13 protein-coding genes and 1 tRNA gene are annotated in these 15,577 nt (G+C 62.4%); all 14 read right to left on the bottom strand.

Annotated features, from left to right (window positions below; all coding sequences use genetic code 11):
• A partial coding sequence (locus tag ACPT9U_RS16325; RefSeq protein WP_304908554.1) for a GTP-binding protein occupies positions 1 to 138 on the bottom strand: 138 nt, incomplete at its 3' end.
• Between the two features lie 30 nt (positions 139 to 168).
• The gene (gene fusA / locus ACPT9U_RS16320) at positions 169 to 2,268 is read right to left on the bottom strand and encodes an elongation factor G (RefSeq protein ID WP_435751696.1); all 2,100 of its coding nucleotides are present in this window, start codon (positions 2,266 to 2,268) and stop codon (positions 169 to 171) included.
• A 109-nt stretch (positions 2,269 to 2,377) separates the two neighbouring features.
• Positions 2,378 to 2,848, bottom strand: a complete 471-nt coding sequence (gene rpsG / locus ACPT9U_RS16315) for a 30S ribosomal protein S7 (protein ID WP_418363647.1) — start codon at positions 2,846 to 2,848, stop codon at positions 2,378 to 2,380.
• A gap of 33 nt (positions 2,849 to 2,881) precedes the next feature.
• Positions 2,882 to 3,259 carry a 30S ribosomal protein S12 gene (rpsL, locus tag ACPT9U_RS16310; RefSeq protein ID WP_002931569.1) on the bottom strand — a complete coding sequence of 126 codons (378 nt, stop codon included), beginning with the start codon at positions 3,257 to 3,259 and terminating at the stop codon, positions 2,882 to 2,884.
• A 134-nt stretch (positions 3,260 to 3,393) separates the two neighbouring features.
• A complete protein-coding gene (gene rpoC / locus ACPT9U_RS16305; RefSeq protein WP_435751693.1) occupies positions 3,394 to 7,605 on the bottom strand; it encodes a DNA-directed RNA polymerase subunit beta' in 4,212 nt (1,403 codons plus the stop codon).
• Positions 7,606 to 7,680: 75 nt separating this feature from the next.
• Positions 7,681 to 11,814, bottom strand: a complete 4,134-nt coding sequence (gene rpoB / locus ACPT9U_RS16300) for a DNA-directed RNA polymerase subunit beta (protein ID WP_435751692.1) — start codon at positions 11,812 to 11,814, stop codon at positions 7,681 to 7,683.
• A gap of 210 nt (positions 11,815 to 12,024) precedes the next feature.
• The gene (gene rplL / locus ACPT9U_RS16295; protein WP_418363650.1) at positions 12,025 to 12,396 is read right to left on the bottom strand and encodes a 50S ribosomal protein L7/L12; all 372 of its coding nucleotides are present in this window, start codon (positions 12,394 to 12,396) and stop codon (positions 12,025 to 12,027) included.
• Positions 12,397 to 12,453: 57 nt separating this feature from the next.
• Positions 12,454 to 12,957: a 50S ribosomal protein L10 gene (gene rplJ / locus ACPT9U_RS16290; protein WP_435751690.1), complete on the bottom strand. Its 504-nt coding sequence runs from the start codon at positions 12,955 to 12,957 to the stop codon at positions 12,454 to 12,456.
• A gap of 242 nt (positions 12,958 to 13,199) precedes the next feature.
• Positions 13,200 to 13,898, bottom strand: coding sequence for a 50S ribosomal protein L1 (gene rplA / locus ACPT9U_RS16285; RefSeq protein ID WP_418363652.1), 699 nt, complete (start codon positions 13,896 to 13,898; stop codon positions 13,200 to 13,202).
• Between the two features lie 2 nt (positions 13,899 to 13,900).
• The gene (rplK, locus tag ACPT9U_RS16280; protein WP_418363653.1) at positions 13,901 to 14,332 is read right to left on the bottom strand and encodes a 50S ribosomal protein L11; all 432 of its coding nucleotides are present in this window, start codon (positions 14,330 to 14,332) and stop codon (positions 13,901 to 13,903) included.
• Positions 14,333 to 14,436: 104 nt separating this feature from the next.
• A complete protein-coding gene (nusG, locus tag ACPT9U_RS16275; protein WP_418363654.1) occupies positions 14,437 to 14,970 on the bottom strand; it encodes a transcription termination/antitermination protein NusG in 534 nt (177 codons plus the stop codon).
• A gap of 1 nt (position 14,971) precedes the next feature.
• Positions 14,972 to 15,319 carry a preprotein translocase subunit SecE gene (secE, locus tag ACPT9U_RS16270; protein WP_418363655.1) on the bottom strand — a complete coding sequence of 116 codons (348 nt, stop codon included), beginning with the start codon at positions 15,317 to 15,319 and terminating at the stop codon, positions 14,972 to 14,974.
• 24 nt (positions 15,320 to 15,343) lie between these two features.
• Positions 15,344 to 15,419: transfer RNA gene (locus ACPT9U_RS16265), tRNA-Trp, on the bottom strand.
• Positions 15,420 to 15,479: 60 nt separating this feature from the next.
• A partial coding sequence (locus ACPT9U_RS16260; RefSeq protein ID WP_078453405.1) for a hypothetical protein occupies positions 15,480 to 15,577 on the bottom strand: 98 nt, incomplete at its 5' end.

The following is a 15,577-nucleotide window of genomic DNA, read 5'->3' as shown; positions in this document are numbered from 1 at the left end:
CGCCTTGGCTTCGCCGCCGAACTTCTTCGACAGGATCGTGGTGATCGCAGCGGTCAGCGTGGTCTTGCCGTGGTCAACGTGGCCGATGGTGCCGACGTTCACGTGGGGCTTGGTACGTTCGAACTTACCCTTTGCCATGTTCGTGAGTCCTTGAGTTGAGTGTGTTGATTACTTACGGCTGCTGATGACGGCTTCGGCCACGCTCTTCGGAGCTTCGGCGTAGTGCTTGAACTCCATCGAGTAGGTCGCACGACCCTGGGTCAGCGAGCGCAACTGAGTAGCGTAGCCGAACATCTCGGCCAGCGGCACCTCGGCCTTGATTTCCTTCATTCCGCCCGGGATGTCATCCATACCCTGAACGATGCCACGACGACCAGACAGGTCACCCATGACGTTACCCATATAGTCTTCCGGCGTCTCGACCACGACCGCCATCATCGGCTCGAGCAGCACGGGGCTGGCCTTACGCATGGCTTCCTTGAACGCCATCGAACCCGCCATCTTGAAGGCGTTTTCGTTGGAGTCGACATCGTGATAGGAACCGAAGTGCAGCGTGACCTTGACGTCAACCACCGGGAATCCAGCGAGCACGCCATTCGGCAGGGTTTCCTGGATGCCCTTGTCCACCGCAGGGATGTACTCGCGCGGAACCACGCCACCCTTGACGGCATCCACGAACTCGTAGCCCTTACCCTGTTCAGCCGGTTCGAGGTTGATAACGACGTGACCGTACTGACCACGACCACCGGATTGCTTGACGAACTTGCCTTCGACGTCGTTTGCCGCCTTGCGGATGGTCTCGCGGTAGGCGACCTGGGGCGCGCCGACGTTGGCCTCGACGTTGAACTCGCGCTTCATGCGGTCAACGATGATCTCGAGGTGAAGTTCACCCATCCCCGAAATGATGGTCTGCCCCGACTCCTCGTCGGTGCGCACACGGAAGGACGGATCTTCGGCCGCCAGGCGCGACAGCGCAAGGCCCATCTTTTCCTGGTCGCTCTTGGTCTTGGGCTCGACGGCGACGTGGATCACAGGATCCGGGAACACCATGCGCTCAAGGATGACCGGCGCGCTCGTGTCGCACAGAGTTTCACCCGTGGTGACATCCTTGAGGCCGACAACGGCGGCAATGTCACCGGCGAGCACCTCCTTGATCTCTTCACGGTCATTGGCGTGCATCTGCAGGATGCGGCCAATGCGTTCCTTGCGGTTCTTCACCGAGTTCAACACGGTCGAACCCGATTCGAGCACACCCGAATACACGCGAATGAAGGTCAACTGGCCAACAAAGGGGTCAGTCATGAGCTTGAACGCGAGCGCGGAGAACTTCTCGTCGTCACGTGCATGACGAACCACTTCCTTCTCATCGTCATCGACGCCCGCGACCGGCGGAATGTCGATCGGCGACGGCAGGTACTGAATCACGGCGTCGAGCATGCGCTGCACACCCTTGTTCTTGAACGCAGTGCCGCACAGCATCGGCTGGATCTCGCAGGCAAGGGTGCGCGCACGCAGACCCGCGATCACCTCTTCCTCGGAAAGCTCACCTTCCTCGAGATACTTGTTCATCAGTTCTTCATTAGCTTCGGCAGCGGCCTCAACCATGCTCGCACGCCACTCTTCGGCCGTTCCGAGCAACTCTGCCGGAATGTCGTGGTACTCGAACTTCATGCCCTGGGAGGCTTCGTCCCAAATGATCGCCTTCATCTTCAGCAGATCGACGACACCCTTGAAGGTATCCTCCGCACCAATGGGGATTACCACCGGAACAGGATTGGCCTTCAGGCGATTCTTCATCTGGTCAACGACCTTGAAGAAGTTCGCGCCCGAGCGGTCCATCTTGTTAACGAAGGCGAGGCGCGGCACCTTGTACTTGGTCGCCTGACGCCACACGGTCTCGGATTGAGGCTGAACGCCACCCACTGCGCAATACACCATGCACGCACCGTCGAGCACGCGCATCGAACGCTCCACCTCGATGGTGAAGTCGACGTGCCCCGGGGTGTCGATGATGTTGAAACGGTGCTCAGGGAAGGATTGATCCATACCCTTCCAGAAGCAGGTCACCGCTGCCGAGGTGATGGTGATGCCGCGCTCCTGCTCCTGCACCATCCAGTCCGTCGTGGCTGCGCCATCGTGCACCTCACCGAGCTTATGGCTCACGCCGGTGTAGAAGAGGATGCGCTCGGTCGTAGTCGTCTTGCCGGCGTCGATGTGAGCGGAGATACCGATGTTGCGGTAGCGCTCGATGGGAGTCTTGCGAGCCACGTTATAACCTGCCTTCAGTTAGTCGCGCACCAGGCGCGATGAACGAGTTTCTTGCGTTGGAAAACAATCGAGCCCTATACAGGGCCCGAGTTACCGCTGCCGATCAGAATCAGAAGCGGAAGTGCGAGAACGCCTTGTTGGCTTCAGCCATGCGGTGAACTTCTTCGCGCTTCTTCATGGCGGCACCGCGACCCTCCGCAGCCTCGAGCAGCTCGCCAGCCAGGCGCTGAGCCATCGACTTCTCGGCACGCTTGCGCGCGGCTTCACGCAGCCAGCGCATCGACAGCGCCATCCGGCGCGACGGACGAACCTCGACCGGAACCTGGTAGTTGGCACCGCCAACACGACGGCTCTTGACCTCGACGACCGGTTTCACGTTACCCACAGCGCTCGAGAAGACTTCGAGCGGATCCTTACCGGACTTGGTCGAGATGTGCTCGAAGGCACCATAGACGATGCGCTCGGCCACAGCCTTCTTGCCCGACTGCATGATGACGTTGATGAACTTGGAGACATCCTGGTTACCGAACTTCGGATCCGGCAGGACCTCGCGCTTGGGTACTTCACGACGACGCGGCATGACAACCTCTCGCTAAATTTCTGTGACCGACAATCAGGCTTTCTTCGGGCGCTTGGCACCGTACTTCGAGCGCGACTGCTTACGATCCTTGACACCCTGCAGATCGAGGGAGCCACGGACGATGTGATAGCGCACACCCGGAAGGTCCTTTACACGACCGCCACGGATCAGCACCACGGAGTGCTCCTGGAGGTTGTGACCTTCACCGCCAATGTACGAGATGACCTCAAAACCATTGGTGAGACGAACCTTGGCGACCTTACGCAGCGCCGAGTTCGGCTTCTTCGGGGTCGTGGTGTACACGCGAGTGCAGACGCCGCGCTTCTGCGGGCAAGCTTCAAGCGCCGGAACCTTGCTCTTGGCAACTTCCATTTGGCGCGGCTTGCGGACAAGCTGATTGATTGTTGGCATAGCTTAAGAATTTCCCATAAGACCGCGGCAGCCCACCATGGGCCGCCGCGGGCGGATTATTCCGGCTGCGACTGACTACGATTGGTCAGTCCACAAAAAAGAGGCCGGAGTTTATTCCGAGGTTGGTCCGAAAGTCAACTCGCCTCGATGTCCTGCTGCGTTTCAGCAACATCTGCTGCCGCCCAGGCATGCTCGGCGCCGAGATCCACGCCCTGCTCCTGTGCCTTGCGGCTGCGGTGATAGGCGAGACCCGTACCGGCCGGGATCAGGCGTCCGACGATGACGTTCTCTTTCAGGCCGCGCAGTTCGTCGCGCTTGCCCATGATCGCCGCTTCGGTCAGCACGCGGGTGGTTTCCTGGAAGGACGCTGCGGAAATGAAGGAATCCGTCGACAGTGAGGCCTTGGTGATGCCCAGCAGCACGTTCTCGTACTGCGCCGGCAGCTTGCCATCGGCTTCCACACGGTCGTTCTCGTCCAGCACCTCGGAGCGTTCGACCTGCTCCTCGCGGATGAACTTGGTATCGCCCGGATCCGTAATCACCACGCGGCGCAGCATCTGACGAACAATCACCTCGATGTGCTTGTCGTTGATCTTCACGCCCTGGAGCCGGTACACGTCCTGCACCTCGTCGATGACGTAGCGGGCCAGTTCGCTGATGCCCTGCAAACGCAGGATGTCGTGCGGGTCAGCCGGACCGTCGACGATGAGTTCGCCCTTGTTCACCACCTGACCGTCGTGCACCATAAGGTGCTTATCCTTCGGAATCAGGAACTCGTGCGAAGTGCCGTCCGGCTCGGTGATGACCAGACGCTGCTTGCCCTTGGTCTCCTTGCCGAAGGATACGGTGCCGGTGCACTCGGCAAGCATGCCGGCGTCCTTGGGTGCCCGTGCCTCGAACAGCTCGGCAACACGCGGCAGACCGCCGGTAATGTCGCGGGTCTTGGCCGATTCCTGCGGAATGCGCGCCAGGATGTCACCCACATTGATCTGCTGACCGTCCTTCACCGTGATCAGCGAACCGACCTGGAAGGTGATGGCCACCGAATGCTCGGTGCCGGCGATCTTCACTTCCTCACCGTTCTCGTCGAGCAGCTTGACCTGAGGACGCACGCCCTTCGTGGCGCCGGTGGTGGAGCGGCGCTTTGCATCGATGACCACCAGGGTCGAAAGGCCCGTCACCTCGTCGATCTGCTTGGCGACGGTGACCCCCTCTTCCACGTTCTCGAACTTCACCGTACCGGTGTATTCGGTGACGATCGGACGGGTGTGCGGATCCCAGCTTGCCAGTTGGGTCCCCGCCTTGACGGCGGCGCCGTCATCAACGAGCAGCAGCGCGCCGTACGGAAGCTTGTGACGCTCGCGCTCGCGACCAAGGTCGTCGGCCACCACAAGTTCAGCCGAACGCGCGATGACGATCTTTTCGCCCTTCGGGTTCGCTACGTAACGCATGTTGCCCGCAAAGCGGATGGAACCCGCAGATTTGGCTTCGACCCCGCTGGCAGCAGCCGCCCGAGAAGCCGCACCACCGACGTGGAAGGTACGCATGGTGAGCTGAGTGCCCGGCTCGCCGATCGACTGCGCAGCGATCACGCCCACAGCCTCACCAGCGTTGACCATGCTGCCGCGACCCAGATCTCGGCCGTAGCACTTTGCACACAATCCGTAGCGGGTTTCGCACGTCAGCGGAGTACGGACCTTGACCTCGTCCACACCCAGGCTTTCGATGAGATCCACGGCGTCCTCGTCTAGCAGGCTGCCCGCTTCGATGACGGTTTCCTGCGTCTCGGGGTTGACGACATCGTCGACGCACACGCGGCCGAGGATGCGCTCACGCAGCGGCTCCACCACCTCGCCGCCCTCGATCAGGGCCTTCATGGCGAAGCCTTCGCGCGTGCCGCAGTCGTCCTCGATCACGACCAGATCCTGAGTCACGTCGACCAGACGACGGGTCAGGTAGCCCGAGTTCGCGGTCTTCAGCGCGGTATCGGCAAGACCCTTACGGGCGCCGTGCGTCGAGATGAAGTACTGCAGAACGTTGAGGCCTTCCCGGAAATTGGTGGTGATCGGCGTCTCGATGATGGAGCCGTCCGGCTTGGCCATCAGGCCCCGCATGCCGGCGAGCTGTCGGATCTGTGCCGCGGAGCCGCGTGCCCCCGAGTCGGCCATCATGTAGATCGCGTTGAAGGACTCCTGGCGGACCGTCTTGCCCTCGCGGTCAACCACCTCTTCGGAGCCGAGTTGTTCCATCATGGCCTTGGCGACCTGGTCACCGCAGCGGCCCCAGATGTCCACGACCTTGTTGTAGCGCTCGCCGTCGGTCACCAGACCTGAGGTGTATTGCTGGGCGATCTCCTTCACCTCGGCCTCGGCGGCGCGGATCAGGTCGTGCTTGGCGTTGGGCACCAGCATGTCCTTGACCGCGATCGACAGACCCGCGCGTGTGGCGAGGCCATAGCCGAACTGCATCAGCTTGTCGGCGAAGATCACCGTTGCACGCAAGCCGCAGCGACGGAACGAGGCGTTGATGAGCTTGGAGATTTCCTTTTTCTTCAGCGGCTTGTCGATCACGCTGAAGGGCAGCCCAGCCGGCAGGATCTCGGACAGGATCGCCCGACCCGCGGTGGTGTTGTGACGCACGACTTTCTCGATGCGCTCGCCGTTGGGACCGAGATCGGCCTCCTTCAAGCGCACGGTGACGCGCGCATGCAGCGCGATCTGGCCCGATTCGTAGGCGCGCTTCACTTCCGAAACGTCAGTGAAGATCATGCCCTCGCCCGGCACGTTGATGCCTTCACGGGTGGCGTAATACAGACCCAGAACGATGTCTTGCGACGGCACAATGATCGGCTCGCCGTTGGCGGGCGACAGTACGTTGTTGGAGGCCAGCATCAGGGTGCGGGCTTCCATCTGCGCTTCGAGCGACAGCGGAACGTGGACGGCCATCTGGTCGCCGTCGAAGTCGGCGTTGAACGCGACGCAGACCAGCGGGTGGAGCTGGATTGCCTTGCCTTCGATCAGTACCGGCTCAAAGGCCTGGATGCCAAGACGGTGCAGGGTCGGTGCGCGGTTCAGCAGCACCGGATGCTCGCGGATCACCTCTTCGAGGATGTCCCACACCACCGGCTCCTGAGACTCCACCATCTTCTTGGCCTGCTTGATGGTCGTGGCCAGCCCCATCAGTTCGAGCTTGTTGAAGATGAAGGGCTTGAACAGCTCCAGCGCCATCAGCTTGGGCAGACCGCACTGGTGCAGCTTGAGCTGCGGACCGACGGTAATCACCGAACGGCCCGAGTAGTCGACCCGCTTGCCGAGCAGGTTCTGACGGAATCGGCCGCCCTTGCCCTTGATCATGTCGGCCAGCGACTTCAGCGGGCGCTTGTTGGCCCCGGTCATGGCCTTGCCACGGCGGCCGTTGTCGAGCAGCGAGTCGACGGCTTCCTGCAGCATGCGCTTCTCGTTGCGCACGATGATGTCGGGCGCCTTCAGCTCGAGCAGGCGCTTGAGGCGGTTGTTACGGTTGATGACGCGACGATACAGATCGTTCAGGTCGGACGTCGCGAAGCGGCCACCATCCAGCGGCACCAGCGGGCGCAGGTCGGGCGGCAGCACCGGCAGCACCTCCAGCACCATCCACTCGGGCTTGATGCCGGACTGCTGGAAGGCTTCGAGCACCTTCAGGCGCTTGGAGAACTTCTTGATCTTGGCTTCGGAGTTGGTGGTCTCCAGGTCGCCGCGCAGCTTCTCGGCCTCCAGGTTGATGTCCAGGCTGCGCAGCAGCGCAGCGACACCCTCGGCACCCATCACGGCGTCGAACTCGTCGCCGTACTCCTCGACCTTGGCCAGATAGTCGTCCTCGGTCAGCAACTGGCCGCGATTGAGCGGGGTCATGCCGGGCTCGACCACCACGAAGGCTTCGAAGTAGAGCACGCGCTCGATGTCGCGCAGCGTCATGTCGAGCACCATGCCGAGACGGCTCGGCAGGCTCTTCAGGAACCAGATGTGGGCGACCGGCGAGGCCAGCTCGATGTGGCCCATGCGCTCGCGGCGCACCTTTGAAAGCGTCACCTCGACGCCGCACTTCTCGCAGATCACGCCACGGTGCTTGAGGCGCTTGTATTTACCACACAGGCACTCGTAGTCCTTCACCGGGCCAAAGATCTTGGCGCAGAACAGGCCGTCACGCTCCGGCTTGAAAGTGCGGTAGTTGATGGTCTCGGGCTTCTTCACCTCACCGTAGGACCAGGACCGGATCTTGTCCGGCGACGCGAGACCGATGGTTATCGCGTCGAACTCTTCCTCGTTCGGCAGGGTTTGCTTGAACAGGTCAGCGAGCAGGCTCTTCATTGTTCACTCCATGCGGGGGCGCAACCGCTCGGGTCAACGCCCCCTGGATTCATTCGCAGGGTTGTCGGGGTCGGCTTATCCGCGGTCGAGATCGATGTCGATCGCGAGCGAGCGGATTTCCTTCACCAGCACATTGAAGGACTCCGGCATGCCGGAATCGATCTTGTGCTCGCCCTTGACGATGTTTTCGTACACCTTGGTTCGGCCGGTCACGTCGTCCGACTTGACCGTGAGCATCTCCTGCAGCGTGTAGGCCGCGCCATAGGCTTCGAGGGCCCACACTTCCATCTCACCGAAACGCTGTCCACCGAACTGCGCCTTGCCGCCCAGCGGCTGCTGGGTGACGAGCGAGTACGGACCGGTCGAACGCGCGTGCATCTTGTCATCGACCAGGTGGTGCAGCTTCAGCACATGCTTGTAGCCGACGGTGACCTTGCGTTCGAACGCCTCGCCGGTGCGGCCATCGAAGAGGGTGACCTGGCCTCCCGTCGGCAGGCCAGCGAGCTCCAGCATCTGCTGGATCTCGTCCTCCTTCGCGCCATCGAACACCGGGGTTGCGAAGGGCACGCCCTTCTTCAGGTTCGACGCAAGCTCGCGCACCTCGTCATCGGCAAAGGTGTCGAGCGCCTCCGGCTTGCCGCTCGTGTTGTAGATCTGCTCGAGGAAGCCGCGCAGTTCGGTCGCGGAAGCCTGCGCCTGCAGCATCCTGTCGATCTGCTGGCCGAGCCCCTTCGCGGCCCAGCCGAGGTGGGTCTCGAGGATCTGACCGATGTTCATCCGCGACGGCACGCCGAGCGGGTTGAGCACGATGTCCAGCGGGGTGCCGTCTTCCATGTACGGCATGTCCTCGACCGGCACGATCTTCGATACGACACCCTTGTTGCCGTGACGGCCGGCCATCTTGTCGCCCGGCTGCAGGCGGCGCTTGACGGCCAGGTACACCTTGACCATCTTCTGCACACCCGGGGGCAGTTCGTCACCCTGGGTGAGCTTCTTCTTCTTGATCTCGAAGGCCTGCTCGAAGTCCTTGCGCGTGTTCTCCAGGCCCTCGCGCACCGCCTCGAGCTGTACCGCCAGGGTCTCGTCCGCCAAGCGGATGTCGAACCAGTGGTAAAGCTCGAGACCGTCGAGGTAGGCGTCGGTGAGCGCAGTGCCCTTGGCGAGCTTCTTCGGGCCACCGTTGGCGATCTGGCCGACGATCATGCGGCGGATACGGGCAAAAGCATCCCGTTCCACGATACGCATCTGATCCGCAAGGTCCGTCTTGAAGCTGCGCAGCTGGTCGTCGATGATCGACTGCGCGCGCTTGTCGCGCTCGATGCCCTCACGGGTGAAGACCTGAACGTCGATCACCGTTCCGACCATGCCCGAAGGCACGCGCAGCGAGGTGTCCTTCACATCGGACGCCTTCTCACCAAAGATCGCGCGCAGCAGCTTCTCTTCCGGCGTCAGCTGTGTCTCGCCCTTGGGCGTGACCTTGCCAACGAGCACATCACCTGCTTCGACCTCGGCGCCGATATACACGATGCCGGACTCGTCCAGGCGCGAAAGCTGCGCCTCGCCCAGCGACGCGATGTCGCGGGTGATCTCCTCGGGTCCGAGCTTGGTGTCGCGTGCCACGACCGTCAGTTCCTCGACGTGGATCGAGGTGAAGCGGTCGTCGGCGACCACACGCTCGGAGATGAGGATCGAGTCCTCGAAGTTGTAGCCGTTCCAGGGCATGAAGCCGACCAGCATGTTCTGGCCCAGCGCCAGCTCGCCCAGGTCGGTGGAAGCGCCGTCGGCCACCACGTCGCCCTTGGCGATGCGGTCACCGACCTTCACCACCGGACGCTGGTTGATGTTGGTGTTCTGGTTGGAACGGGTGTACTTGATCATGTTGTAGATGTCGACGCCGACCTCGCCCGGCAGGGTTTCGTCGTCATTCACCCGGATCACGACCCGGTTGGCATCCACATAGTCCACCATGCCGCCGCGCGTCGCCTGCACCGCAGTACCCGAGTCGACCGCGACGCGGCGCTCGATGCCGGTGCCGACCAGCGGCTTCTCCGGTCGCAGGCAGGGCACGGCCTGGCGCTGCATGTTCGCGCCCATCAGCGCGCGGTTGGCATCATCGTGCTCGAGGAATGGAATCAGTGAGGCCGCAACGGACACGATCTGGCCCGGTGCCACGTCCATGTACTGCACCATGTCCGCGGTGGCGAGCAGGAACTCGCCCTTGCTGCGGCACGAAACCAGGTCGCCCGCCAGCATGCCGGCGGCGTCGATCTCGGCGTTCGCCTGCGCGATCACGTACTGGCCTTCCTCGATCGCGGACAGGAAGTCGATCTGGTCGGTGACCTTGCCATCGACCACCTTGCGATACGGGGTTTCGAGGAAGCCGTGACGGTTGGTGCGGGCATACACGGCCAGCGAGTTGATCAGACCGATGTTCGGACCTTCCGGCGTCTCGATCGGACACACCCGGCCGTAGTGGGTCGGGTGCACGTCGCGCACCTCGAAGCCGGCACGCTCGCGCGTCAGACCGCCCGGGCCCAGCGCGGAGACGCGGCGCTTGTGCGTGATCTCGGACAGCGGGTTGGTCTGGTCCATGAACTGCGACAGCTGGCTGGAGCCGAAGAACTCCTTGATCGCAGCCGAGATCGGCTTGGCGTTGATCAGGTCGTGCGGCATCAGGTTGTCGGACTCGGCCTGCGACAGACGCTCCTTGACGGCGCGCTCGACGCGCACCAGACCCGCGCGGAACTGGTTCTCGGCGAGTTCACCGACGGACCGCACACGGCGGTTGCCGAGGTGGTCAATGTCGTCGATTTCGCCACGGCCGTTGCGCAGTTCGACCAGCACGCCGACCACCGCCAGGATGTCGTCGTTAGTGAGCACACCAGGCCCGTCCTCGCCCTGCGGGCCGACACGCTCGTGGAAGCGCTTGAGCCAGCCCGGCGCCTTGTCGTCGATCTTCTCGGGGTAGGCGCGGCGGTTGAACTTCATGCGGCCGACGGAGGACAGGTCGTAGCGCTCCTCGGCATAGAACAGGCCCTGGAAGAGACCTTCGACCGCATCCTCGGTGGGCGGCTCGCCCGGACGCATCATGCGGTAGATCGCGACCCGCGCCGCCCACTGGTCCGCCGTTTCGTCGATGCGCAGGGTCTGCGAGATGTAGCCGCCGCGGTCGAGGTCGTTGATGTACAGGGTGCGCAGTTCGGTCACGTTGGCAAGGCGCAGTTTATCGAGCAGATCCTCGGTGATCTCATCGTTTGCGCGCGCCAGCACCTCACCGGTCTCGGGATCCGCGATGTCATTGGCGATCACGCGGCCAAGGATGAAGTCGTCCGGAACCGCCATGGTCTTCACGCCGGCCTGGTCGATCTCACGGATGTGCTTGGAGGTGATGCGCTTGTCGCGCGCGACGATGATCTTGCCGTCCGGGGTCGTGATGTCGAAGCGCGCCATCTCGCCGCGCAGCCGCTCGGGCACCAGTTCGAACTGCGCACCCTCGCCCTGCAGGTGGAAGGTGTCCGTATCGTGGAAGGTAGCGAGGATCTCTTCCGGGGTCAGGCCGATCGCGCGCAGCAGGATCGTCACCGGCATCTTGCGTCGGCGGTCGACGCGGAAGTAGAGGTAGTCCTTCGGGTCGTACTCGAAGTCCAGCCACGAGCCACGGTAGGGGATGATGCGCGCCGAGAACAACAGCTTGCCCGAGGAGTGGGTCTTGCCGCGGTCGTGCTCGAAGAACACGCCCGGCGAGCGGTGCAGCTGCGAGACGATGACGCGCTCGGTGCCATTGATGACGAAGGAGCCGGTGTTGGTCATGAGCGGAATCTCGCCCATGTAGACCTCCTGCTCCTTCACCTCCTTGATGGTTTCCTTTGGCGCCTCGCGGTCCATGATGACCAGGCGCACGCGCGCGCGCAGGGGCGACGCGAAAGTCAGGCCACGCTGCTGGCATTCCTTCACATCGAAGGCCGGCTCGCCCAGCATGTACTGCACGTACTCGAGACGCGCGTTGCCGCTGTGACTCGAGATCGGGAAGATCGAGGTGAACGCGGCCTGCAGACCCTGGTTACGCCGCGCCTCGGGCGGGGTGTCCGCTTGCAGGAATTCGGCAAAGGACTCGATCTGGGTGGCGAGCAGGAAAGGCGCATCAAGCACGGCCGCGCGCTTGGCGAAGCTCTTGCGGATACGTTTCTTTTCGGTGTAGGAATACGCCATGGATGCTCCGGCTAGAGGGCTAACATCGGAAAGACAGGACACAACGTTCGGGCGGTTCCGGTAGCTTGCAGCCCGCTGCTGCTGGGCGACCGGTCGATCTACAAACGCTCTGGCCTGTCATCGAAAACTGCGGATCTCACGCAATCTCGATCACAAAGCACGAAAGGGCCGGCACTCCTGAGAGTGCCAGCCCAACTGGGAAGTCGAATATTACTTGATTTCGACCTTGGCGCCAGCTTCTTCCAGTTGCTTCTTCAGCGCTTCGGCGTCAGCCTTCGGAGCGCCTTCCTTCACGGTCTTCGGCGCGCCGTCGACCACGTCCTTGGCTTCCTTCAGGCCCAGGCCGGTAGCGGCACGGACGACCTTGATGACCTCGACCTTCTTGGCGCCTGCTTCAAGCAGCACGACGTCGAACTCGGTCTTCTCTTCAACCGGGGCAGCGGCAGCGGCACCCGGGGCAGCCACGGCGAGCGAGGCAGCGGACACACCGAACTTCTCTTCGAACGCCTTGACGAGGTCGTTCAGGTCCATCACGGTCATGCCAGCAACGGCTTCCAGGATGTCTTCTTTGCTGATTGCCATTTGAGATAACTCCAGAATCGGTATTTTTTAGGGAAACGTAGTAGCGAGAGTTCGCGATCAGGCGGCCGCGCCTTCTTCCTCGCGCTTCTTGGCGAGGGCGGCCAGCGCGCCAGCAAAGCCGGAAACCGGCGCCTGCATGACACCCAGCAGCTTGGCGAGGAGCTCTTCGCGACTCGGGATCGAGGCGAGCGCCTGAATGCCGGCCTTGTCGAGCGTATTGCCCGCGTAGGAACCAGCGCGCAGGACGATCTTGTCGTTACCCTTGGCGAAGTCGTTGAGCACCTTGGCAGCAGCGACCGGATCGGTCGAGATGCCATAGATCAGCGGGCCGGTCAGATCGCCTGCCAGCCCCTCGAACGGGGTACCGGCGATTGCGCGACGGACCAGGGTGTTCTTCAGCACACGCAGGTAAACACCAGACTCGCGGGCCTTCGCACGCAGCGTGGTGAGATCGCCCACCGCAATGCCGCGATACTCGGCCACCGCGATCGTCTGAGCGTTGGCCACCTGTGCCGACACCTCAGCCACTACGGCTTTCTTGTCATCGAGATTGAGACCCATAGGTCTTTCCTCCTTTCAAGTCAACACGCGAACCGATACTGTGGTTCGCACCCACGGCGACCTTGATCAGGAGCGGGGCCGGATAAACGGCCAAATCCTGTTCTGAGCACACCGTCTGCGCAGGCCATTTTCATGCTTAAACGCGAACACGAGGAACGCGCACCTGCGGTCTTTGACGATCCGCAGCGCTGTCGCCGCTGCGGCTCAAAGTACTTCGGGCGCCCGCAGGGGCGCCCTTGCAATCACGCAGCGTTGACGCTGCTGGGCTCCACGCGCACACCGGCACCCATGGTGCTGGAGACGGCGATACGGCGGAGATAGATGCCCTTGGCGGCAGCTGGCTTGGCCTTGACCAGCGCGTCGATGAAGGCGGACAGGTTCTGCTGCAGCGCATCGAGTTCGAACGAAGCACGACCGATGGTGGCATGCACGAGGCCCGCCTTGTCCGTGCGGTACTGGACCTGACCAGCCTTCGCGTTCTTGACGGCAGTCGCCACATCCATGGTCACGGTACCGACCTTCGGGTTCGGCATCAAACCGCGCGGACCGAGGATCTGGCCCAACTGACCAACCACGCGCATGGCGTCAGGGGTCGCGATGCAGACGTCAAAGTTCAGGTTGCCCGCCTTGACCTGCTCGGCCAGGTCGTCGAAACCGACGACTTCGGCACCCGCGGCGCGTGCGGCTTCGGCCTTGTCGCCCTGGGCAAACACGGCCACGCGCACCGACTTGCCGGTACCGGCGGGCAGCACGACAGAACCGCGAACGACCTGGTCGGATTTGCGCGCATCGACGCCGAGGTTCACGGCGATGTCGATCGACTCGTCGAACTTGGCGGTGGCGCACTCCTTGACCAGACGCAGGGCGTCAGCGACCGGATAAGCCTGATTGCGATCAACCTTGGCGCGCAGCGCCTGAACTCGCTTGGACAGCTTCGCCATGATTACAGGCCCTCCACGGTGATGCCCATGCTGCGGGCGGAACCGGCGATGGTGCGCACGGCGGCTTCGAGGTCGGCAGCGGTAAGGTCCGGCTGCTTGGCCTTGGCGATGTCTTCGACCTGGGCACGAGTGATCTTGCCCACCTTGTCGGTGTGCGGCTTGGCGGAACCCTTCTGGATCCCGGCGGCCTTCTTGATCAGGATCGTCGCCGGCGGCGTCTTCATGATGAACGTGAAGGACTTGTCGGCGAAGGCGGTGATCACCACCGGAATCGGCAGACCCGGCTCAAGGCCTTGGGTCTTGGCGTTGAACGCCTTGCAGAACTCCATGATGTTCAGACCGCGCTGACCGAGCGCCGGACCGATGGGGGGGCTGGGGTTGGCCTTACCGGCCGGAACCTGCAGCTTGATGTAGCCAATGATTTTCTTTGCCATTGCGGCTTGCTCCTGTGATGAGTGCTAGCGCGCCGGAAGTACCGGCGCTCCTCGCTTCGCCCGCGTGAACGGGCTACAGCAGACCCGGAGGTCTGCCGTTTTGCTCAGGCCTTCTCGACCTGGGCGAAATCCAGCTCGACCGGCGTGGCGCGACCAAAAATGGTCACCGACACGCGCAATTTGTTCTTCTCGTAGTTCGCATCCTCGACCGAACCATGGAAGTCGGTGAACGGACCTTCCTTGACCCGAACCACCTCACCGATCTCGAACAGCACCTTCGGACGAGGCTTATCCACCCCCTCCTGCATCTGCTGCATGATCTTCTCGACCTCCTTCTCCGAGATCGGCGCGGGCTTGTTCGCGGTACCGCCCACAAAGCCAGTAACCTTGGGCGTGGACTTCACCAGGTGCCAGCTCTCGTCATTCATCTCCATCTCGACGAGGACGTAGCCCGGGAAGAACTTGCGCTCTGTCACGGTCTTCTGGCCACCACGCAGTTCAACCACCTCCTCCACCGGAACGAGGATCTGGCCAAAACTATCCTGCATGCCCGAACGATTCACCCGCTCGATGAGGGCGCGCTGAACGGACTTCTCGAAGCCCGAATAGGCATGAACCACATACCAACGTTTGGTCATATCACTTCCAACCCAGAATGAGGTCGTACAGAACCCACTCCAGGCTCTTGTCCGTCAGCCAGAGAAAGACCGCAGTCGCAACAGCAAACGCGAATACCAGACCGGTGGTCTGCGTGGTTTCCTTGCGGCTCGGCCAGACGACTTTCTTGGTTTCGGTGATCGACTCACGCGCAAAGCCTATGAAACGCTTGCCGGGTTCGGAGACTGAAGCCACGGCAATACCCAGTCCCAGACCCGCCAGGACGGAGAGAACACGCAGGACGAGCGGCTGCTCGGAAAGCACATAGAAGCCGACCACGCCGGCTGCCAACAGTGCCAGCGCCAGCGCGAATTTCAACTTATCGGCCATTGCGGATGAACACCCGGAAAAATATGGCAGGGGCAGAGGGAATCGAACCCCCAACCTTCGGTTTTGGAGACCGACGCTCTGCCAGTTGAGCTATACCCCTGCAGCAGAGACTGCAAAGCGCACCCTTGCAGGTGCGCCAATCTGGCAATCAGCGAGACGATTACTCGATGATCTTGGCGACGACGCCGGCGCCGACGGTACGGCCGCCTTCGCGGATCGCGAAGCGCAGGCCCTCTTCCATGGCGATCGGGGCGATCA

It is taken from the genome of Thauera sp. AutoDN2 (genome assembly GCF_051280715.1).
GTDB lineage: Bacteria > Pseudomonadota > Gammaproteobacteria > Burkholderiales > Rhodocyclaceae > Thauera.
Note: the sequence above shows the minus strand (reverse complement) of the source record. Positions and strands in the feature narration are given on the sequence as shown.